At 53.2% G+C, this 20,013-nt stretch carries 20 protein-coding genes, 1 tRNA gene and 1 pseudogene; 7 read left to right on the top strand and 15 right to left on the bottom strand.

What is annotated here, in order from left to right; all coding sequences use genetic code 11:
* Both KGA81_RS24335 and KGA81_RS24340 read left to right on the top strand, forming a co-directional pair.
* Nucleotides 1-121, top strand: a 121-nt coding sequence (locus KGA81_RS24335; RefSeq protein WP_141228961.1) for a transposase, incomplete at its 5' end; no start/stop codon positions are given.
* 374 nt (nt 122-495) lie between these two features.
* Entirely contained in the window at nt 496-918 is a 423-nt protein-coding gene (locus KGA81_RS24340; protein ID WP_223549237.1) for an aminotransferase class V-fold PLP-dependent enzyme, read from the top strand.
* On the opposite strand, the gene KGA81_RS24345 is transcribed toward KGA81_RS24340, so the two are convergent.
* From KGA81_RS24345 to KGA81_RS24385, 9 genes are all read right to left on the bottom strand, one after another.
* On the bottom strand, nt 896-2,272 hold the full coding sequence (locus KGA81_RS24345; protein ID WP_223549239.1) for an aspartate aminotransferase family protein: 1,377 nt from the start codon (nt 2,270-2,272) through the stop codon (nt 896-898). The two genes, KGA81_RS24340 and KGA81_RS24345, sit on opposite strands and share 23 nt — an antisense overlap.
* A gap of 264 nt (nt 2,273-2,536) precedes the next feature.
* The gene (locus KGA81_RS24350; RefSeq protein ID WP_223549242.1) at nt 2,537-3,718 is read right to left on the bottom strand and encodes a hypothetical protein; all 1,182 of its coding nucleotides are present in this window, start codon (nt 3,716-3,718) and stop codon (nt 2,537-2,539) included.
* A gap of 251 nt (nt 3,719-3,969) precedes the next feature.
* On the bottom strand, nt 3,970-5,208 hold the full coding sequence (locus tag KGA81_RS24355) for a serine hydrolase domain-containing protein (protein ID WP_223549244.1): 1,239 nt from the start codon (nt 5,206-5,208) through the stop codon (nt 3,970-3,972).
* Nucleotides 5,209-5,214: 6 nt separating this feature from the next.
* Nucleotides 5,215-6,171 (bottom strand): ABC transporter ATP-binding protein, encoded by a 957-nt coding sequence (locus KGA81_RS24360; protein WP_223549245.1) that lies wholly within the window; start codon nt 6,169-6,171, stop codon nt 5,215-5,217.
* A gap of 24 nt (nt 6,172-6,195) precedes the next feature.
* Complete coding sequence (locus KGA81_RS24365; RefSeq protein WP_223549247.1) at nt 6,196-7,227, bottom strand: ABC transporter ATP-binding protein; 1,032 nt, start codon at nt 7,225-7,227, stop codon at nt 6,196-6,198.
* Nucleotides 7,227-8,111 (bottom strand): ABC transporter permease, encoded by an 885-nt coding sequence (locus KGA81_RS24370; protein ID WP_223549249.1) that lies wholly within the window; start codon nt 8,109-8,111, stop codon nt 7,227-7,229. Before KGA81_RS24370 ends, KGA81_RS24365 begins: the two co-directional genes overlap by 1 nt.
* On the bottom strand, nt 8,108-9,124 hold the full coding sequence (locus KGA81_RS24375) for an ABC transporter permease (RefSeq protein WP_223549251.1): 1,017 nt from the start codon (nt 9,122-9,124) through the stop codon (nt 8,108-8,110). Before KGA81_RS24375 ends, KGA81_RS24370 begins: the two co-directional genes overlap by 4 nt.
* 177 nt (nt 9,125-9,301) lie before the next feature.
* Nucleotides 9,302-10,846: an ABC transporter substrate-binding protein gene (locus tag KGA81_RS24380; RefSeq protein WP_223549253.1), complete on the bottom strand. Its 1,545-nt coding sequence runs from the start codon at nt 10,844-10,846 to the stop codon at nt 9,302-9,304.
* 222 nt (nt 10,847-11,068) lie between these two features.
* Nucleotides 11,069-11,896 carry a helix-turn-helix domain-containing protein gene (locus tag KGA81_RS24385; RefSeq protein WP_159389616.1) on the bottom strand — a complete coding sequence of 276 codons (828 nt, stop codon included), beginning with the start codon at nt 11,894-11,896 and terminating at the stop codon, nt 11,069-11,071.
* A 123-nt stretch (nt 11,897-12,019) separates the two neighbouring features.
* Between KGA81_RS24385 and KGA81_RS24390 the strand changes: the two are divergent.
* Nucleotides 12,020-12,211, top strand: a pseudogene (locus KGA81_RS24390) (integrase); the annotation flags it as partial.
* Nucleotides 12,212-12,293: 82 nt separating this feature from the next.
* On the opposite strand, the gene KGA81_RS24395 reads toward KGA81_RS24390, so the two are convergent.
* A tRNA-Leu gene (locus KGA81_RS24395) sits at nt 12,294-12,416 on the bottom strand.
* Between the two features lie 637 nt (nt 12,417-13,053).
* Here KGA81_RS24395 and KGA81_RS24400 point away from each other — a divergent pair.
* Complete coding sequence (locus KGA81_RS24400) at nt 13,054-13,431, top strand: apolipoprotein A1/A4/E family protein (protein ID WP_223549255.1); 378 nt, start codon at nt 13,054-13,056, stop codon at nt 13,429-13,431.
* Nucleotides 13,432-13,910: 479 nt separating this feature from the next.
* Here the strand turns inward: KGA81_RS24400 and KGA81_RS24405 are convergent, their stop codons facing one another.
* The 4 genes from KGA81_RS24405 to KGA81_RS24420 all read right to left on the bottom strand — a co-directional run bounded on the left by KGA81_RS24405 (nt 13,911) and on the right by KGA81_RS24420 (nt 16,795).
* Nucleotides 13,911-14,429: a hypothetical protein gene (locus KGA81_RS24405; protein WP_223549257.1), complete on the bottom strand. Its 519-nt coding sequence runs from the start codon at nt 14,427-14,429 to the stop codon at nt 13,911-13,913.
* A gap of 331 nt (nt 14,430-14,760) precedes the next feature.
* Nucleotides 14,761-15,243: a hypothetical protein gene (locus tag KGA81_RS24410; protein ID WP_223549259.1), complete on the bottom strand. Its 483-nt coding sequence runs from the start codon at nt 15,241-15,243 to the stop codon at nt 14,761-14,763.
* Between the two features lie 143 nt (nt 15,244-15,386).
* Nucleotides 15,387-15,926 (bottom strand): hypothetical protein, encoded by a 540-nt coding sequence (locus KGA81_RS24415; protein ID WP_223549261.1) that lies wholly within the window; start codon nt 15,924-15,926, stop codon nt 15,387-15,389.
* 296 nt (nt 15,927-16,222) lie between these two features.
* Nucleotides 16,223-16,795, bottom strand: coding sequence for a hypothetical protein (locus tag KGA81_RS24420; RefSeq protein ID WP_223549263.1), 573 nt, complete (start codon nt 16,793-16,795; stop codon nt 16,223-16,225).
* Between the two features lie 450 nt (nt 16,796-17,245).
* On the opposite strand from KGA81_RS24420, the gene KGA81_RS24425 reads away from it, so the two are divergent.
* From KGA81_RS24425 to KGA81_RS24435, 3 genes are all read left to right on the top strand, one after another.
* Nucleotides 17,246-17,455, top strand: coding sequence for a hypothetical protein (locus KGA81_RS24425; protein ID WP_150755771.1), 210 nt, complete (start codon nt 17,246-17,248; stop codon nt 17,453-17,455).
* A gap of 399 nt (nt 17,456-17,854) precedes the next feature.
* A complete protein-coding gene (locus KGA81_RS24430; protein WP_223549266.1) occupies nt 17,855-18,670 on the top strand; it encodes a hypothetical protein in 816 nt (271 codons plus the stop codon).
* Nucleotides 18,671-18,971: 301 nt separating this feature from the next.
* On the top strand, nt 18,972-19,181 hold the full coding sequence (locus KGA81_RS24435) for a hypothetical protein (RefSeq protein ID WP_223549268.1): 210 nt from the start codon (nt 18,972-18,974) through the stop codon (nt 19,179-19,181).
* A 78-nt stretch (nt 19,182-19,259) separates the two neighbouring features.
* On the opposite strand, the gene KGA81_RS24440 is transcribed toward KGA81_RS24435, so the two are convergent.
* A complete protein-coding gene (locus tag KGA81_RS24440) occupies nt 19,260-19,946 on the bottom strand; it encodes an HNH endonuclease signature motif containing protein (RefSeq protein WP_223549270.1) in 687 nt (228 codons plus the stop codon).
* Nucleotides 19,947-20,013: the final 67 nt, after the last annotated feature.

Consider the following 20,013-nt stretch of genomic DNA (forward strand, 5'->3'; position numbering starts at 1 on the left):
TACGGGCCAGCTGGAAGGCATCAACAATCGAATCAAGGTCATTAAGCGGATGGCGTACGGTTACCGGGACAGCGAATTCTTTTTCATGAAGATCAAGAGCGTCTTTCCCGGTAATCCGTGAAGAACCTTTTTTTACTCAAACCAAAATCACTTGGTAAGCCAGGATTCTATCTCTCTGGCCTGCGGCCGGCACGCTCCGCTTGCATGATCGGTCTCATGTCCGATGACCGCAGTGAATTTTTTGCCACAGCACCTGCACCATGAGCCTCGGTCTCACCACTAGCATGTTAGGGGTGTCCCGGACGTCACATATCTGCGATACGGATTATGGATCATGGTGTTTTTTTGAGAGACGCAAACTACGCATTCTTCCAGCTATAAATACATGATTCATGCATTGGCTGTTTGTTTCGATGTGCTTTCGCCTCCCTCATGCATGGCTCAACCATTAGCATATGAGCCGTCAGATCCTACCTGCTTAGACGGAGTACCACCGTGTCCACTATTGACCTTTCGTTTAATCGTAGCCAGTTCCCGGCGTTCGCCGAGCCGTCGCTCGAAGGCCAAGCTTTCTTTGATAACGCTGGCGGCTCCTATGCCTGTCAAGACGTCATCGACAACCTGAACCGCTTCTACCGCCAGAACAAAATGCAGCCGTACGGAGCTCATCCTGCATCACGCCGAGGCGGTGAAGAGATGGATCACTCGCATGCGGAATTAGCGGCATACCTGGGTGTTTCAGCTGAAGAAATCCATCTCGACCCTTCCTCCTCCCAGAACATTTATGTTCTCGCCGAAGCATTCGAAAATCGTCTTGAGGTTGGTGACGAAGTCATCGTCACCAACCAGGATCATGAAGCCAACAATGGGGTTTGGCGGCGTCTAGTGAGTGGCGTTAATACTGTGCAGTGTGTTTGAGGTACCAGTGCTGTGTCGTATCCAGAGAAGCCGCAAAAAATCCAAGGATTTCATTGATATCCTTCTCCGTTGAGATCAACGGAGGACAGAATGCCAATGCATCTCCCATGACTCGGTTGATCATTCCACGCTCCTGGGTCTGAGAGGACAGATACCGCCCGAGTCTGCCAACAGCCTCAAAAGGCTCTTTTGTGTGCCGGTCGGCTACCAACTCAACGGCAGCAATCAACCCCACACCACGAACCTCGCCAACCATTGGATGATCAGCAAACTGCTGAAGCCCTTTGCGAAGGATAATCCCCATTTCAGCAGCATGCTGAACCAGGCCCTCCTCTTCGATAATTTTAAGATTCTCCAGGGCGACTGCAGTAGCTACCGGGTGCCCGCTACCAGTGAAGCCATGCCCTAACGTGCCGATCGAATGGCTCTGGTCGGCAATGTCTTGGTAAACAGCGTCGTTAATCAATATGGCTGCAATGGGCTGATAGGAGGACGACAGCTGTTTGGATACCACCATCACGTCTGGTTTGATATCAAAGGTCTCGCAACCGAACATATTGCCGGTTCGACCGAAACCACAGATGACCTCGTCCGCGACAATCAAGACGTCATGCTTGCGGCACACCTTCTGGATCTTTTCCCAGTAGGTCTTCGGCGGAATGATCACCCCACCCGCTCCCATCAGCGGTTCGCCATAAAACGCTGCGACTGTCTCAGGGCCTTCCTTGATGATCAGATCATCCAGTTCTCGGGCGAGGCGATCGGCGAACTGTTCTTCTGTTTCACCTGCTCGACCATATCGGTAAAAGTGTGGGCAGCTGACATGCAGGAAGCCCGGCAGGGGAACGTCAAAACCGCGCTGATTTGCCGGCAACCCAGTGAGGCTCGCACTTACGGTAGTGATACCGTGATAGGCGTTCTGCCGACTGATGAACTTTTTCTTGGCGGGCTTCCCCAGAGCATTGTTCCGGTACCACAAAAGCTTAACTACTGTGTCGTTTGCCTCAGAGCCGGAGTTGGTGAAAAACACTTTGCTCATCGGCACCGGAGCCATCTCCACCAATTTTTCGGCGAGCTCGATGCTGGGGCGGTGTGCCTTGCTGGAAAACACATGATAGAACGGCAGTGTACGTAGCTGCTTTTCGGCAGCCTCGATCAGCCGCTGGTTGCTGAAACCAAGCGCTACACTCCATAGCCCTGACATCGCCTCGATGTATCGCTTATTTTGATTATCATAAACATGAACTCCTTCTCCACGCTCGATAATGAGGGGGCCATCCGCCTCATGAAGTCGAGCATCCGTATAAGGATGGAGGTGATTTTTAATATCTTTTTGTGCAAGCAAATCCGTCATGATTAATGCCTCGAAGTTGAGAGAGGATTCGTTAAACCAAGGGCCGTGTAGAAACCCAAATTAAATACCCAGGCAACCGCACAAGGCTCCACAGCTACAACAACTACCTGTCGCCAATAGCCATGGAGCAAAAAGCGGCATAAACACCGTAATCGGTGTCCGGACTTACTTGACCAATTCAGGCTCGCCTACAGGTTATGCGCTAAACCTGTGGGCGAGCGCGCTCGCGAAGAGGACTTTAGGGCTGTTGCCAAAAAATCCGGATCAGAAGTAATAACCGATGTTCATGTACAACTGGTTTTCCCACTGGTTACTACCACCAGCCCCCAGACTCTGGGTGAGGCTGCCGCCACCGATGACCGGATCATTCTTGCCGTACAACCATTCCGTGGCGATCCACAGTTTGCTGAGGGAGAACGAGGTGCCGAAAATCATCCGTTGCGAGGTCTTGAAATCGTCCGCGGACTTATCGAAGGCGCTGTAGTTGGCGTACAGCTTCACACCGCTGATCTGATCGAACAGGTACTTGCCGCTGACGTCGTAGCTCAAATCCGCCACATACAAGTTGCCGCGACTGGCGACGTTGAAGGTGCCGTCGTAACCGCCGAAAGTCACCAGTTCATCGGTGCCGGGGTTGCGCGGGGACATCTGCTGCCGCGCGGCTTGCAGTTGCACGCCCCACGGGCCGTTTTTGCCGATGTAGTGCACCGCCATGGCATTGCGCCGGCCATCGTTGTTGGTGTCGCGGTTCTCCAGGGACGAGGTCAGGCCAGAGATCCCGACTTCGGACTTCCACGGCCCAAGGTCCAGCGCCTTGGCCACCCGCAGTACCACGGTGTTGCGTTCCTGGTTGTTGCTGCCGTCAGTGACGTAGCTGTCCGCTTCGGAGACCACGGTGGAGTAGGTTTCACCGTTGCTGGTGCCTTTGCCCTGCCAGGCCGGGCGCAGGTAATAACCGGCCTGAATATTCCAGTCTCCGCTTTGCTGGATGTACTTGGCACCAACTTCTTCGATGTCTTCCAGTCCCATGACGCTGCCCAGGGTTTGATAGAACGTGCTGCCGAAGTAGGGCTGCAAACCGAACGGCAGCTGGTTCAGGCCGACTTGGACCTGCTGGTCGGGGTTGAACTTGTAGCCGATCCACGCCAACTCGGCGAACTGAACGTCACCGACATTATTTGTATACTTGTAAGGGTAGGCTCGCCCGTAGAAACGGTACTTGGCCTCGCCAATCCAGGTGTCGGAGTTGTACTTGGCGCTGAGGATCGCGGCGTCGAAGTTGAACGTCTGGATGTCGCGATCCGGGTCATAGTCCCAACGCGCCCGAACAGCACCGCCGAGATCGAGGTTGTCGGTAACCTGGATCGCCATCGCAGGGCTGGAAAGGGCGCCCAATAGCGCCAGTGGGGTCAATGAGCGCAAGGCCCGGGTTGTATTCAAGTTCATGGTCGCTCCATCTCTTCTCTAGGTCTTATTTTTTTTGGCAACAGCTATCCCGGCCACGGCAAAAGCGCGGTCTGGATAAAAGGGGTAAGGCCCGCCAGGACGAAGGCTGTTAACAGCGTCAAGTGCGGGCCGGGAGGGTCAGCCGCCGGCGGCCTGCAGGGTCTGGGTGTAGCTATGCAGAGCCTGTATATGGCACCTCTTCATTAAGGCTGGGAGGTGTCTGACAAGCCGCGGTCATTCATACTCCCGCGTCAGCTGCGTTGCAGTTCTTCAACTACTGCCGCACAGGCACGGAAGGTATTCAACGTCCACTCTGGATTGATAAAGTCCGGCCAACTGGAAAGTTTTACGATTGCCACTTCAGAGGCCGGATCCCAATAGATACTCTGCCCAAATACTCCGCGCGCCGAGTAGGTACCTAGTTCACTGTCCAGCACCCAGCACTGATTGCTATAGGCTGCGTCAGGAAAGTGTTTGACATAGAAGCCATAGAGGACTTCAAAAGCCGGTGTGGAACCACGGCCGCATGCGTGCACAAACTCCTCTGGAACAATCTGCTGGCCGTTGAAACGTCCACCCTGCAGATACATCTGGGCAAAGCGCGCCAGATCACGCAGCGTGGCGCTCATCCCGCCATCGGCCAATGCGGTTCCAACGCAATCGAGGGTGATATTCGCGTCTTGTTCTGCCCCCAGTCTTGACCAGATTTCCCGGCTCAGTAAAACGGGCAGCCGCTCGCCGCAAGCCCGCTCACAAACCCAGGCCAACATGTCGGTATCCACTGAGCGGTACTCAAAGAACTGGCCATGTTCACGGTCTTTACTCAGTGACTTCAACAAACCATAAATGCTGTCAGGTGACTTTAGCTCTCCCCGTTCACGCCAACCCGAGGCGATATCCAACTGGATGAATTCAGCATCCGGATCGGTGTAGTCCTCCCTGAATCTCACTCCCGTGCGCATATCCAGCAGATCCTGTACCCGAGCGTCGCCATAACCGCTTGCCGAAAGCTCGGGCACATAGTGGCTGACACGCGCTTGGGGATCGATTCTGCCCAGGCCGATCAACCTGCCGACCAGGCTACCGACGACGGTCTTGGATACCGATTGCAACAGATGCAACGTGTGCGGCTGCATACCGTTGAAATACTGCTCCGAAACCACCTTGCCTTGATGAAGCACCAAAAAACCATCGGTGTAGCTATCGGTCAAGAAGGTCGCCAGATCGGTTTGCCCGCCGTCGACCCGCTGGAAACGTACGTCGTCAAGTGAGCGTTCGTTGCGCTCGAGTTCGGTGACCGGCCCGGGACTGCGATGAATAGCGGCCACCGGAAACAACTGGCTCATGTGCTGGAACGACCAGCGGTTATAGGGCGGACTGTCCCAATTATGCAGGCCGACTTGCTTTTCCCGGGACGGCGGATAGCCCTGCATCAAACTTAGGTCCTGATAACCAATGCCGGGAGCGGTCATGTCTTTTTTATTGTACATAGGGGTTCAGCTCTCATCGTTCAGAGGGTGGTGGCAAGAAAAGCGGTGGCCGTGATCCTGGGTCTCGGCTGGCACCTCTCGGCGACAACGCTCACTGGCCCGCGGGCAACGGGGCGCGAAGTGGCACCCGGCAGGCCGGTTCAAGGGGCTGGGGATCTCGCCACTCAGGATTTGCAACTCGTCACGGCGCTCCGGGTCGATGGAGGGCACTGAATTGAGCAGCGCACGAGTGTAGGGATGACGCGGTCGGCCGAACACCTGCTCCACAGGCCCGGCCTCGACGATGCGCCCCAAGTACATCACCAGCACCTGCTGCGCCAGATACTCGACCGTCGCAAGGTCGTGGCTGATAAACAGGTAGCTCAGGCCATTGTCGGTCTGCAGCGTCTTGAGCAGTTGCAGCACCTGGGCCTGGACCGACACGTCGAGCGCCGCCGTAGGCTCATCGAGGATCAGCAGTTTTGACTCCAGCGCCAGGGCCCGGGCGATAGCGATACGCTGCAACTGGCCACCGGAGAATTCATGGGGATAGCGTTCCATGTGCTCCTCGCCCATCCCTACATTTCCCAGCAGCGTGAGAATGCGCGCGTGCAAGGCGTTACCGCGCAAACCAAAGGCAACCTTCAGCGGCTCGGCAACAATCGCCTTGATCGTCATTTTCGGGTTCAGCGAGGCATACGGGTTCTGGAACACCATACTCAAGCTCCTGCCCCGCGCCCTGGCATCAGTGGGCAGCGGCCGACCTTCGACCAGAATTTGCCCACTATCGGCTGGCAGCAGACCGAGCAAGGTCGCGGCCACCGTACTTTTGCCACAACCGGATTCCCCCACCAGCGCGACCGTCTCACCGACCTGCACCTCCAGGTTGATGTGGTCAATGGCGGTCACCAGGCCGTCGCGGCTGGCGTAGGTCTTGTGCAACTGATTGACGCTCAACAGTGCGGGCTGTTTGTTGTTATTCATAGCCGTTTACCTTTCAAAGAAGCCTCACACCTTGACCAATATGTTGTGGCAAGCTGCCCAGTGCTCCTTGCCGATGACAACCCTCGGCGCAGCATGATTGCAGCGTCCGGTGGCGCGTTCACAACGTGGGTTGAAGGCACAGCCAGCCGGGGGAGCCGCCATGTTCGGCACCTGCCCCGGGATGAAGCCCAGGGGCTGGGGTCCCTGCCCCAACTTGGGCACGGTACCCATCAACTTCAGGGTGTAGGGGTGTGCAGGTCGCTTGAACACCTCGCCCACCGGACCGCTCTCCACCACTTCGCCGGCATACATCACCGCCACCCGGTCACAGAGCGAAGCCACTACCCCAAGGTTGTGGGTGATAAACAGAATCGCCAGGTCCTGCTCCCGTGCCAGTTTGCGCAGCAGGGCGATGATCTGCGCCTGCACGGTGACGTCCAGCGCCGTGGTCGGCTCATCGGCGATCAGCAGTTTTGGCCGACAGGCCAGCGCCATCGCAATCACCACTCGCTGCAACTGACCGCCAGACATCTGGTGCGGGTACTTGGCTAGCGCCAGAGAGGGGTCGGGCATGCTCACCGCTTCCAGCGAGCTCAGCGCCTCGGCGCGGATTTGTGCCTTACTCAGTTGCCGATGGCAGCCGATGACATCGATCATCTGCCGCCCGACGGTGAAGAACGGGTTGAGCGCCTTCATCGGATTCTGGAAGATCATCGCCGCGCCACCGCCACGCAAAACCGCCAGCTGCGATGCCGACGCGCCGTTGACCTGCTGTCCGGCGACCCTGACACTGCCTCCCAGCCGAGCGGCCTCAGGCATCAATCCAAGGCAGGACATGGCCGTCATTGACTTGCCCGAGCCCGACTCCCCCACCAACCCGAGGATCTCGCCGCGCCTTATCTTAAGGTCGATGCCGCGTACGGCCTGTACGGTCTTGAACAAACCAGGGAAGGACACCGTCAGCCCTTCCACTTCCAGCACCAGGTCTTGAGCTGCGTCGTTATTCGCAGCGGCGAGACGCTCAATAGTCGAATACTGCAAGGATTCGTCGATCATCAGCGCATCCCCTTCTTTGGATCAAGCACATCGCGCAGCCCGTCACCTACCAGGTTGACGGCCAGCACCAGGACAAAAATCGCCACTCCGGGAAACAGCACCGTCCAGGGATTCTCGAGTAACTGCGAGCGCGACGCTGCGGCCATCAGCCCCCATTCGATCATGGGCGGCTTGGCCCCCAGCCCGATAAAGCTCAGCGAGGCAGCGGCGAGAATGGTGTAACCAAAGTCCATGGAGCCCTGCACGATCACAGGCGTGGTGGCATTGGGCAGTACATGACGAAGCAAGATACGGCCGTGACTGACGCCCATGGAACGGGCGGCATGGATATAGGTTTCTGAACGAACCCGTACTACCGCACCGCGCATGATCCTCGCGTACCAGGGAAACCAAGAGACAGCGAGCGCTAACATGGCGTTGGCCAATCCCGATCCCAGCGCAGCGGTGATAGCGATCGGCAACAACAGCGGCGGAAAGGCCAGGAACACATCTGTGAAACGCATCATCAGCGTATCCACTCGACCACCGAAGTAACCGGAAACAAGCCCAATCGGAATCCCGATCAGCATCGCAATCAGAGTCACGCTCACTCCGATGATCAGCGAGGTGCGTGCGCCGTAAAGCACCCGTGAAAGAATGTCGCGACCAAACTCGTCGGTGCCCATCCAGTGTGCCCAGTTGGGTGCCAGCAATTTCTGGGAAAAGACAATCTTGTTCGGTTCATAAGGTGCAAGCCAGGGGGCGAAGACTGCCGCCAGGATGATCAACAGCAATAACAGCGCGCCGAATACAAACAACTTGTTATCGCTGGCAAACGCCAGGGCCTTGATACGCCATGATGGGGCTCGCGAGGACATGGACAGGGATACGTCTTGGATACTCATTGGACTCGCAACCTCGGATCAACAAGGTGATACAAGAGATCAACGATCAGGTTGATCGACAGATACGTCGTGGCCAGCACCAGGGTGGCTCCCATCACAGCGGGGAAATCATTCTGGGCAATCGAAAACACCACGAAGCCGCCCAGGCCGGGCCAATCGAAAACGAACTCAACCACGACCGCACCACCGAGCAGGTAACCGAAGGTCAGGCCCACCACTGTCAGGAGCGGAATCATTGTCGCCTTCAGGGCATAGGCGTAATGGATACGCCACTTGGGTACACCGTAAGAAACGGCCGTACGGATGTACTCCTCGGATAGCACCTCCACCATCATGTTGCGGGTGATCCGGGTGACAGTGGCCAAGGTCACGATGACCAGGGTGAGCACGGGTAGCGTCAGGTGTTTGATGGCGCTCCACAGTGCTACGAAATTACCGGCCAGCAGAGTGTCGATCAGGTAAAAGCCTGTCACACGCTCAAAAGGGCTATCGAGAAGAATGGAAGCATCGATACGTCCTTGCAGGGGCAGCCAGTTGAGCTTGCCGTAGAACAATAACTGCAAGCCCATGGCCAGGATGAAAACTGGAAACGCCGTCCCGGCGATGGACCCCGCTCGTGCCGCATTGTCGACCACTGAGTTCTGCCGCGCCGCTGAGATGACACCGATCGGCACCCCCAGCACTACCACCCAGAACATCGCCAGGAATGTCAGTTCAAAAGTCGCGCCAACCCGCCTGACCACTTCCTCCACCACCGGCCGCCCGGTGCGCAGACTAGTGCCAAAATCACCTCGGAGAAGATCACCGACGTAGTTGAAGTATTGGATCGGCAGAGGCTTATCCAACCCCAGTTTTTCCCGTGCAACGGCAATCTGCTCCACCGTGGGGTGGTTTCCCAGCATCATTTCTACCGGGGAACCCGGAAGAGCTCGGCTCAGAACGAAGGTGATGGTCAACACTCCCAAAAGAATGAAGAACATCACTATCAATCGCTGAGCTATATACTTCGCCATTTGGAATACCCCTTGTGGCTAAAAAACTTGACCCTGACTTCTTACGCCCTACATAAAACCCCAAAAGCGGATTAACCCTTGAGGGAATGACCAGGCAAATTAACTAACTGCCTGGTTATCGATTTACATGGCAAATCAGGTATTACACGTACCACTTCATCAAGGACGACTCAGCATTCAGCGATTCAAGCTGTAGTAGAGAATCGCCTCATAAGCAGGATTCAGGCTCTTCTCCATACCCTTGATGTCTTTGCGGGAGACACGTATCTGCTGCACGTCGGCGTACCAGATCGCAGGAGCGTCCTTGGCCAGTAGCTGCTGGGCCTGCACGTACTTTTCAGTGGATTTGGCCCGATCACTGCCTTCTAGCGCCGCCGCCTCTTCGATCAACTGATCAAAGCTTGGGTTGCTGTAGTGAGACAGATTGAATAGCGTGGTTTTCTCGGTATGGAACTCACTGAAAAGCCAATCGCTGGGTGTCGGATACGTCGGCCACCAAGCCATAGATTGCATGTTGGGAGCGGTATCCAGCTTCTTTGCCTTATCCCAGATCACACCCCACTCGCCGGGGAGTAACTCCACCTCAACGCCAACCTGAGACGCCGTCGCCTGGAATAGTTCAGCAGCGTTTGCATAGATGCCACTGATGTACTGCATCGAGACCTTCCAGTCCTGCTTAGGTACACCGGAAGCTTCCAACAATTGTCGGGCTTTATCCAGATCGTAAGAGGCCATAGGCACGCTGGCATGCCCCCAGATACTGGTGGGCAAAGGCCCCTTGGGAACGCTGCCGTAGCCATGCAAAATATCTTTGGTGACACTTTCATAGTCCCAGAGGTACTGCAGCGCCTGACGAAATGCCAGGTTGTTCGTAGGGTACTTCTGGGTATTGATCAAAAATTGAAAGTTCTTCCACGAAGGCGCGGTGCTCACCTTGATGGAGGGGTTCTCTCCCAACACCTTGAGCTGATCAAGAGGGATATCCCAAGCGACACCGGCCTCGCCATTTTTGATCATCTGGGTACGAGTGGCGGCTTCGGATACGACCTTCACGATGACCCGATCAAATTGCCCTTCTTTCCAACCTCCCCAGTAGCCATCGAATCGCTCAAGCACCACTTGCTGGCCCTGTTCGACCTGCCCAAGTTTGTAGGGACCGGTACCGATGGCGTTGGGAGCCATCATCCAGTCATGACCTTTCTCCACCGCCGCCGGGGCAATGATGTATGCGGCATACTGACCTGCCGCGATCAAATTGGCCGGAGTGGGACTCTTAAACTTGAGCACTACCGTATCGTCAGCAAGGGCCTCGACGGTATCCAGACCGTTCCATACAAACGCAGCGCCCTGTTTCAGCTGCTTGACGTAATCAATGGACTTTTTGACCGCTGCGGCATTAAAGGCCGAACCGTCATGAAATTTAACGCCGTGCCGCAGCTTGAAGGTCCAGGTCTTGCCGTTGTCGCTGCTTTCCCAGGACGTGGCGAGGCCGGGGGAAAACTCCTCAGCACTGCCTGGCGCGTTATATACAACTAGTGTCTCGTAGATATTGCCCAGTACCCGCACTTCCTCCGAAAAAGCCGAAGCTGGATCCCAATCCTTGAAAGAGGCTCGATCAGCGACAACCAAGGTATTGTTTGCCGCATACACCAAACCACTGGTCAATGGCGCAGTAATGGACAGCGCCATCAACCCCGCCATCAATGTTCTTTTGAATTTCATCGGTGTTCCTCTTATTTTTATGGCGGGCGCAGCGGATCACTTGTAGAAACAGGCACTCATTCAACTGGAATGAATGATGTGATTGGCCGTTAACGAAACTGACTTCTGAGTGGTGTATGGCATTATCGATCTGCCGCACAGCCAGCTCAATTTCGCGAGCACGAAGAAAAAAACGCCAGGTGACGCCCCAAAGCGTCACCTAGCGTCAATTTTAAAAAAAGACTAAAACAGCGGAGGGACGAGGTTGAACTCACCTTCTGATGGATGTACCAGCAGCCGCGACCTCACCTCGTCGGGAATCTCAGGGGCATCAATCGGAAAACAGCTACAACTGGTGAGAGCGTTACGCAGGTCGATCGACTCGCCTAGGTGCTCAAATACAATATGGGCACCAAAAGGACGGCGGAAATTGTCACCCGAAACGCCGAGCACCAAGCCGTTGAGAAAACGGAAACGACTGCGGTAGGAGGGATAAAGCGCTGACCAGATATAGCCCCGGGACGAGAGGTACTCGCGCTCGACGATGTAAATCAGATCCGATGAGGCAAAGCAGAACCCACGATATTTATTGATGCCGAAACTGTTCAGCTGGTCATCGCCCAGCCTCATCCGCTCGTAGGTTTTACTTAGGATCTTTTCGCCGGAGCGGGTCAAGCGGGTAATCGACTTGATCACCTCCCCCGGCGCGGCAGGCGACATCAAATAGACAAAGTAGTAACCCTGGTACTTCGACAACGCCTGCGCGGAGCTCGGGAAAAAATCGGCTGGTACCGCACTGTCCGGCTCTCGCGCCGTGCGTTGCCTGTTGAGCAGAGCGCGGAAGGATTCATGCTCGGAGAATATTTCCTCCTCATCCACCCCAAAAAAAGTGCAGATCTTGCGCAGGGTAAAGGACGAGGGAGTCGCTTGCGCCCCCAAGTATTTGTTGAACTGCTGGCGGTTGATATCAAGGGAGCGGCACACCTTCGCCACCGACTTATAATATCCGCAGAGAAGGCGCAAGTTTTGACTGAAGTCTTGCATCGACTGGGATGAACTGGAACTGACCATAACGAGTATTCCTAACGCCAGAATTGACAACATGCTGAACTAATCGTCGCTTGGGGTCACGGCTTCAAAAGCTCCGTGCAAGACAGTGGCGCAGAAGCTCGGCATTGCCAACCCGTGATCGAAGCAAGGAAGAAAGCTGGGATCGACAAAGCCGACTTCCAAATGCGCGATTTGCGGGCAAAAGCAGCTACTGATAAGGATGAGTCGACTGGCAACATTCGAGAGGCGATGGACCAACTAGGCCACACCACCGTTGTGATGACCGAGCACTACATCCGCAATCGGAAAGGTAAGAAAGTCACGTCGACAACGTAGGAATTGCGGCAAGATTCAAAAATTGCGGCAATAAAAAACTAAAGGCCTGCATGAAGTATCTCACGCAAGCCCTTGATATTCATGGTGCCCGAAGCCGGAATCGAACCGGCACGCCCTTACGAGCGGGGGATTTTAAGTCCCGAGGGAAAATCAATCAGACCGGGGCTTCCAATAGGTTTTCCGGACCGCAATCAAGCCTATTGGCTTGCCATACAGCCCAATGTTTCCGCATAACCTTAGAAGATTGCGGTCCAAAAAAAACCATGATTCAAGCATCGAAAATGTGCACTCAGGCAGCGTGATAACCATCAGTGGTATGCCGATCATGCATACTTCACGCGCTCTACTGGTGTCGTCTCGACCCCAAGCACCCCATGCTTGAAATGGGCATAAAGCCCAGCATTTGCTGAGTCTTCTACTGGCGCTCGCTGCAAACGGTGCCTTACAGAGCCAAACCGAAATTAGCGAATCCCCGAAAAAGTCCCCACACCTTTTTCGGTACTCCCGGGAGTCTGGCCGACCGTAGCCGGAAACGTTCGAGGCTCCCTGCAAATGATCGGCAAAAACGAAGAATTTATCAAAACGAACCTCGAAGTACTCATGGCACCGGAGTGAGCATGCAAGAGCAGCAATCGGCCATTAGCCGCCGGTGGACAGACCAGTGGCAAATTGATAGCGTTGAGATTCTGCGCTGAATCTTGACCGCAGATGAGTTTACCGCCATGCATGTCGTTCTTCTCGCTGGGCAATGTCGCGTTTGACGCGAATGCCTTCAAGCAAGACAAGGGCTTAAGGACGACGACAGTAGTGCCACCCTAAGGTAGTTAGGTTTCAGGAAAACTATGAGTTTTAAGTCCAGTTTTGAATCTCACCCGGTGGTATTTGGGTTTAGTCTAATTATTCTCGGCTTTAGTGTAGGCTTTGCTTTTCGTGGTTATCTACCTGCATCAGCAGCACCAGCAGCAGCAGTAGTGGCCGCTGCGACCAGCACCTGCAATCTTCAGGGATCAGAAGAATTAGCTAAAGGACACAACGCTCGAATAGAAAATTTGCGACAATCCTTGGCATTCTACGAAGAACAGTCTTCATCTGAGAAAAACATTCAGTCTTATCAAGAACGGTATAAGGAAAGTGCAAGTCGGGTTCGACAAGATATCTTACAAGAAATAGAAGTCTTCAAAGCGTCAGTGTCGGCTCTTTCTAAGAAATGTGCGGAATGAGGCCTAACAAACGGCTCAAACCGTATACCCAGCTCACAGGGACTGGCTAAAGCCCGCCCCTTTACCTAATCGTTAGGCAATGACTGCTTCTGGCCGACTGTCGCCTGTTGCGATGGGCTGAAATCGACCCACAGCAGCCGCTGAGAGTGGCTACGAAATCTGGCGCGATTCACTGCTCGAAAATTTTTTTCTCAGAAATCGTCTCGACTTGCTTTACACCAAGGGCGTTTCGGGCCCATTGAATCCGACGAGAAAGCAAAGAACCTGCCACGCCTGGCTGACTACTGCTGTTGACGCCAACGCCAAATTGACCCACGTGCTGGCGCAAGACTAACCCACCTCCATACCGGTACAAATCCAGTAAAGGTAATGGTTCGCGAGAAATCAGACCGGGCCAGTGATATCTCGGCAACTGGGTCAATTCGACGTCGGCTCCAACAGTCCAGCGCGAAGCGATATACCCCCAGGAACCTGGTGTGCTACAGAGTGAACCAATTAATTGCAGTTGCCGTTTCTGAGCCTGATTTATTCGCGCATTCTTTGTTCCAAAGCGTAGTAAAGCCATCCATATCATCAGTCTTAAATCTTTTACCATCTGTAGAAAGGACAGCATGGCCCCGATTTACACCGCCGAAGCCATTCTTTGCTCGGTAGTTATAGCAAACCGCTCCGCTGCCATCGATAACTAAAGCTGACTCCAGCTTAAAACTATCCGGATCACGCATCGCCTTCTTCAATAGAACAGCGCCAGCAGCGGCTCGTTGGGTGGCTGCATCTTCTTTTTTCTTTACAGCAAATTCTTCTGGCGTCATCGACCTTGGAGCAGGACTCTCATGGCTTGCGCGTATAAAGATGCTGGCAAGCATCGGCAAGCCGATGAGGATGGCGAATAGCCATGTGACAAAACTTGTTTTGCGCTGCTTGAAACCACAGTGAGGGCATACCTCAGCCGTCTGACTCTTGTCCTTGCCGCACTCTTTGCACTTGATGATTGCCATTGCTGAACTCCCTTGCACTTAATTAGGCGACATACAGTGTCAAGTTCATCGGTTGCACCATGTTTCCCTCGGCCCGTCTTGATCTGGTCGCGTCAAGGCGCAGCAGGGGTGAAGGTATGCCCGTATGCGAATTCAGCGTAGCAGGGGACGCCGCCTATGCCCCCGGAAGCCGGCCAACCGGCAGTTTTTGGATAGGGCCTTCCGGGATCGGCGGATGCACGCTCCCGCGCATCTGAGCCAGCGTGGGTAACCCAAAAAGAATAGTCACCATATTCGATTGCAGCTATTAAGCCAGGAGTCCTGGCCTGCCATCGAGTTACCCATTGACGAATCAGTGACCGCGCCTGAGCTTCCAGCTTTTCCATATGAGCATCAGATGAGCAAATGCCGAGAACGAGAAAAACATAAATACGAGAAAACGAGCCTTCTTACTCATCCTGGACTCATATTGCTCTTCGCACTCACCTCCTGAAGAACATCGAGCAGAGCAAAGCTTCACGCCGTCGACACTGCAGTCCAGCAAACTGCCATTTATGAAAGACAACTCAATCTCTTTACCTTTTGCCTCTCTGAACAATCCAGGCGCCCGGGTTAATCGAAAATCCAGCTGCTTATATCGACCTGACTCCGAATCTCTAACTGTGATTACGGGCACTTTACCACCGATGAAATGAACTGCCCTGCCACGAATGAACTCAATGTCGGCTCCACGGTAGCCATAGGAATCGACAAAAATGAGCAGAATCAACGCGACCACTCCGAGGGCGCCGAAGGTCAACCTGATCTGCTCAATTCCTCCTTTCGGCCATTGCATTTCAATTCCTCATTTTTCCCGCAGCGAGTCTGGAACCATCACTGCTCAGGTCAACGTGAAAAACAGATCTGCCCTCGCACCTTTACTCAAGAACCCCATTATTTATTTCGCACAATTAAATCGAATTATCCTTAACGGTTTCTTCAGTTAGAAAACACATATCGCCCATTGACTTTTCTCGGTGAAAAAAAAGCCCAATCTGGAAATATCTTCTGGCGAACGTAGCATACATAAACAAACATTCCGATGCCTATGGTCGAGCCGACAAGCATTGCGATGGAGCCTGAAGTCACCCCTTCCACTTGCCCCGCTGCCGAACCCGCATATAGAACAATGTATGCATTGTAAGCTCCTGCCAGATGATTGTAGAACCCCCAAGCAAACAAGAGCGGGACAAGTGCGCACAAACCGCCAATTACCCATCTAGCGTTAGGTCCAATAGTTGAACCTATACTAAAGCCGATTATAAGAGCGAGTGCAGCCTGGATAAACATTAGTGTAATAACGGCATTAACCTTGCGGTCATGTATATCGCAGAGGTAAGGGTCAGCAGTTGTAGCGATCAAGCTGGCAAGCAGGCTGTCCTTGACCCCTTGGCCTGATAGCTGCGCGAATACTTCCGATCTAGGTACTCCTGACGAGAGCAGATCTTTTACTTTGGCTTTAGCTTCTTTTTTGTTCATATTAGTGACGACTCAGTGGCAAAAGGGCAAATTGTGATGACGCCTCAAGCGAGGTGATCACGTTTTCACGAGCCTGCTGGATGGTGTTCCCCTCCAACGCGTACAGGTACCTGACCAAGCATAGCCACTAATTTGCCATTGTTATTCACGACGGCAGCCATGGCCGCTTTTTGCCTGTCTGGACTGACCGCCATGGGTCGCACTCTGCCCTTCGCGACAGGCACCGATCGGCCAAAAGCAGCCGGTTACGATCGGCTGCAAACGGCCAGCAACTCGCTGTTTGACCATGACAGAGTTCAACTACGCGTTGACGACCTCCGACCGAGAACATTAGAAACCTCAAATAAAACCAGCACCCAAAGCACCATAGAGATCAAAAAATACACAATGCTCGCCACGATTATCAACAATCTACTTTCCCACATTGCCTTAAACACATGATATGAGAAGTGCAAATCACTATTTGGCAGCGCTTGAAAAATTGGCAATAACAAGAATACTAAAATGAACCCAACAGTCAGAACTCTTGATAAACAGCTTTTTCTCTCAACAGCCTGAAAAGCATGCATATGAAGACGAGTCAACGACGTCACAATGGCAGCAACCCAAGACAAAATAACCGCCATAGAAAAACCAACCATTACTACCAATCTATGACTTGATGCTTCACTAAAACTTCCCATATCCTTGTATCCAACCAAGATCATCTGCTGGACCAGTAACCACCCTCCCTCAGCTGTATCGGGCACAATGGCGCTGACTGCCACCAGTAAAAGGATAAGCGACACAATCACCAGCTTCGTCTGCCCTATACTGAAAACTGGAAAAAAAATACTTGCCCTGCTGCGCCCATAGCCGTCATCGGACATAACCTAACCTCAGTTGGTACCTGTGTGTTGTGATCGAGATATCAGGTGCTAATGCGAGCGTAGACAAGAAAATTCCGGCAAGTTAAAAACGCTTAGATCAAAATGCTATCATTCATCTCGGGACGAAGAACTGTCGCTGGCAAAATTGTAGGGGTCATGAGTTGCACCATTGGGTGGATCGAGTGTTCGCATCCCAAATAAGCGAGCAAGCTTGCTAGAGAGACTCTACGAATGACCGCTTCACGCCCTGAGGAAGTCAGTCAACCTAAATCAAGGCTCTTGAGAAGCGATGACCCACGCTTCCTCAAGGCATTTAAATAGGTCGTTACAAAACTATTTGGTAACCGTTACAAAACTTTCCTGATTTTCCCTCTCCCCGGCGTCCTGCCAACGGTTAAAAATCTTTCATGAAACACAGTGCTACGCTGACCTCATAACCGAGGATTCTCGATGCCAAACTCAGACCTGCTCCCTTCCCTGCTGTTCAAGATCAACGAAAACCAGCTTGCCTTGGAGGCCGCCATCCTGGAACTGTCGAACTGGGTCGAGCAGCGTGGATCAGCCGATGTTGCCGACAACGTTCGTTGCGCCCTAGAAGCCATCGACAAGAACGAGGAATTCATCAAAATGACGCTCGCGGTGATGATGGCGCCGGAGTGAAATTCATCGGCGACGCACACGGCCCCTAGCACTCCATGCTTGAAAATGGGCGCAATCCCCAGCATTTGTTGAGTCTTCTACTGGCGTTCGCTGCAAACGGTGCCCTACGGAGCCAAAACGAAAACAGCAAATCCCCGAAAAAGTCCCCACACTTTTTCGGCCCCTCCCCGGCGTCCTGCCGACCATCTGGAGGAGAACACCATTGCGGCGCGGATGGGCCTCTCCCTGTGTTCTAAATCCGCCATAGACTCAGTAGCCCTCAAGGGAAGGCTTGGGGCATTATTCTTGAGAGGAACTCTTCATTAAAGACAGGTAGGTAGAGTAATCATGATAGGGACGGTAGGGGCGAAGCCCGAAAAAGCACTGCGGTTAGCTGCGATACGCCCGGGCGGCTTCGATATGGGTCGCGAACTCACTACACATGAGGCTGCCGCCTACCAAAAAGCGCACAACCATCTCCTCAATCACGACAAGGCGAGTTCACTTATCGAAATCGTACGTCGAAACCTCACCGCCTTTGAGAGTTGCGTAAGCGATTTCTCTAAAAGACAACCAGGACCCGGCGAGCGTGGCAGGCTACAGCGTGAAGGGATGATTGAAGTAAACCGACATTTCCTTAACTTTTTGACCGCAGTCCGACAGTTTCTTGATCACACGGAGACACGTCTTAAGAGAGAATACGCCGAAAACTCAGAGGTCTTAACGGTCTTTCGCACGTCCACAGCTACCTCGTTCGATGGTGTTTTCGCTTACCGGTTTATGTATAAGCTTCGAAATTTTTCTCAACACTGCGGCACCCCGGTTGGAATTGTCGATTTCGAATCCAAGGCAATAGGCAACTCAGGAATGACAATGCACAGCCTGCATTTATTGTTCAATGCCGAACAATTATTACACGATGGTGGTGACCTTTGGGGGCCGGTAAGAGCTGATTTACGAAAGCTGGGCTCGCAGTTTCCTGTCGACCCTTTGCCGCGTGGGGCTATGACCGAACTTGAAGCGATTTGGGAAGCCGTACGTCAGGCGGAACGACCTTATCTAGAGGCGAGTGCCAAAGTTGCATTGAATACTGTTAAAGATACCCTTACTCCCCACACGTCGCCAAATGTCATCAGGCTATGGCGTCGCAAAGGTTCGACGATCGTCGAGCTCATCAATCCACCTGTTGAAACGATGGCCTGGCTTGGAGATTACACCTTTAAGGAGTTTCTCTAATTGGCTAGGTCTAGGCCGATCAGGCGATAGTGGCCGTTTGATTGATCTTGGGGAGCTATAGTGCACTAGCACCCCATGTTGGGGGCTGTAGCAGCCTAACCTATTGGTTTTAAAAGAATACAACCACTTCTAAGGACGGCAAAACACCTGCTTTTTTGTGCTTATGCAAACGGTAAACCGTGGCTTACAGCGAAGGTTTTGCGCACAACCCTCACGGCGTCCTGCCGACCATAGCCTCCCCCCCCTTTCCCCCCAATAGTCACCGACTGCTACGTTTTCTTCATCCATGGAGAATTAGCACATGTTCAATTCAGACCTGCTCCCTTCCCAGCTCTTCAAGATCAACGAAAACCAGCTCGCCCTCGAAGCCGCTATCCTGGAGTTGTCGAACTGGCTCGAGGAGCGCGGGTCGCCAGAGGTCGACGACAACATGCGCGGCACTCTAGATGCCATCGACCGGAACGAGGAGCTCATCAAGCTGACACTCGCGGAGCTGATGACGCCGGAGTGAAAGCAAGCAGTCGGCTATCAGGCAATTGCGGGTGCTCACGACCAGCTGATTATGAGCCATAGCGAACTACTGAGCCCTTCAGGCGATTGGTCCGAAGTGCATTAGTCGATGGCAGTTTGGGCAAAGTGCAACGGTGTTTTCAAACGTATCTTTACCACCCTGCGCCAATGGAATTTTATGATGGACCTCTAAATATGGTGATCCATCTGAGTTACGAATAAACGGGGCGGCACTAAAGCAGTGTTCACAAACACCATTTGCTCGTTGTAGTGCCCTAAGGACAACATATGGATTTCTCTGATAGACAAAAGATGTAACCGCCAACTTAATTGGTTGATCCGGAAACTCTCTACTTTTCTTTTCAAGCTCCTCATCAGAGAGGAATCTAGAATTGTGGAGTAGATCTTCAAATTCAGATTTTACATCATTTAAACGCACCGTTGGGGAAGGCAAACCAAAATCTCCACCGTCGTTGAAAGACGAGTCTAAACGCAGGTTTCGAATCAGCCAAGCATTTCCGGAACCCTTCACGTTGAGTGGTTTCATCCGTACGGTTGCTGGATACGGAAAGGTTTGGTTTCGCAAGCCCTCAATGAAGTCATCAACCTTGACTCCGGCGTAACTGCCCGGAAAACTTTTACCAGTTAAAGAAACATCAAAGGTCTGTTCAGAAGCACGTAGCTTTGTTAAAAGATAGGGGTAAATCTTGTTGTCTTCCTTATCGTATTGCCACGCACCTAGCAGGTAACCATCCTCAATACGCATCCGCATTTAACCTTTATTTAAATTTTTCTGACCAAATTACAAGTTATTGCAATAGTTTGCCGAAGCT

It is taken from the genome of Pseudomonas sp. A-B-19, assembly GCF_019947515.1.
In the GTDB taxonomy this organism is placed as follows: domain Bacteria; phylum Pseudomonadota; class Gammaproteobacteria; order Pseudomonadales; family Pseudomonadaceae; genus Aquipseudomonas.

Excerpts from the sequence above, each read along its gene's own strand:
- KGA81_RS24410 (WP_223549259.1), bottom strand. The coding sequence starts at position 15,243 with ATGCAATGGCCGAAAGGAGGAATTGAGCAGATCAGGTTGACCTTCGGC.
- KGA81_RS24350 (WP_223549242.1), bottom strand. The coding sequence starts at position 3,718 with ATGAACTTGAATACAACCCGGGCCTTGCGCTCATTGACCCCACTGGCG.
- KGA81_RS24355 (WP_223549244.1), bottom strand. The coding sequence starts at position 5,208 with ATGTACAATAAAAAAGACATGACCGCTCCCGGCATTGGTTATCAGGAC.
- KGA81_RS24370 (WP_223549249.1), bottom strand. The coding sequence starts at position 8,111 with ATGAGTATCCAAGACGTATCCCTGTCCATGTCCTCGCGAGCCCCATCA.
- KGA81_RS24405 (WP_223549257.1), bottom strand. The coding sequence starts at position 14,429 with ATGGCAATCATCAAGTGCAAAGAGTGCGGCAAGGACAAGAGTCAGACG.
- KGA81_RS24435 (WP_223549268.1), top strand. The coding sequence starts at position 18,972 with ATGTTCAATTCAGACCTGCTCCCTTCCCAGCTCTTCAAGATCAACGAA.
- KGA81_RS24380 (WP_223549253.1), bottom strand. The coding sequence starts at position 10,846 with ATGAAATTCAAAAGAACATTGATGGCGGGGTTGATGGCGCTGTCCATT.
- KGA81_RS24375 (WP_223549251.1), bottom strand. The coding sequence starts at position 9,124 with ATGGCGAAGTATATAGCTCAGCGATTGATAGTGATGTTCTTCATTCTT.
- KGA81_RS24365 (WP_223549247.1), bottom strand. The coding sequence starts at position 7,227 with ATGATCGACGAATCCTTGCAGTATTCGACTATTGAGCGTCTCGCCGCT.
- KGA81_RS24360 (WP_223549245.1), bottom strand. The coding sequence starts at position 6,171 with ATGAATAACAACAAACAGCCCGCACTGTTGAGCGTCAATCAGTTGCAC.
- KGA81_RS24415 (WP_223549261.1), bottom strand. The coding sequence starts at position 15,926 with ATGAACAAAAAAGAAGCTAAAGCCAAAGTAAAAGATCTGCTCTCGTCA.
- KGA81_RS24440 (WP_223549270.1), bottom strand. The coding sequence starts at position 19,946 with ATGCGTATTGAGGATGGTTACCTGCTAGGTGCGTGGCAATACGATAAG.
- KGA81_RS24420 (WP_223549263.1), bottom strand. The coding sequence starts at position 16,795 with ATGTCCGATGACGGCTATGGGCGCAGCAGGGCAAGTATTTTTTTTCCA.
- KGA81_RS24385 (WP_159389616.1), bottom strand. The coding sequence starts at position 11,896 with ATGGTCAGTTCCAGTTCATCCCAGTCGATGCAAGACTTCAGTCAAAAC.
- KGA81_RS24430 (WP_223549266.1), top strand. The coding sequence starts at position 17,855 with ATGGGTCGCGAACTCACTACACATGAGGCTGCCGCCTACCAAAAAGCG.
- KGA81_RS24425 (WP_150755771.1), top strand. The coding sequence starts at position 17,246 with ATGCCAAACTCAGACCTGCTCCCTTCCCTGCTGTTCAAGATCAACGAA.
- KGA81_RS24345 (WP_223549239.1), bottom strand. The coding sequence starts at position 2,272 with ATGACGGATTTGCTTGCACAAAAAGATATTAAAAATCACCTCCATCCT.
- KGA81_RS24400 (WP_223549255.1), top strand. The coding sequence starts at position 13,054 with ATGAGTTTTAAGTCCAGTTTTGAATCTCACCCGGTGGTATTTGGGTTT.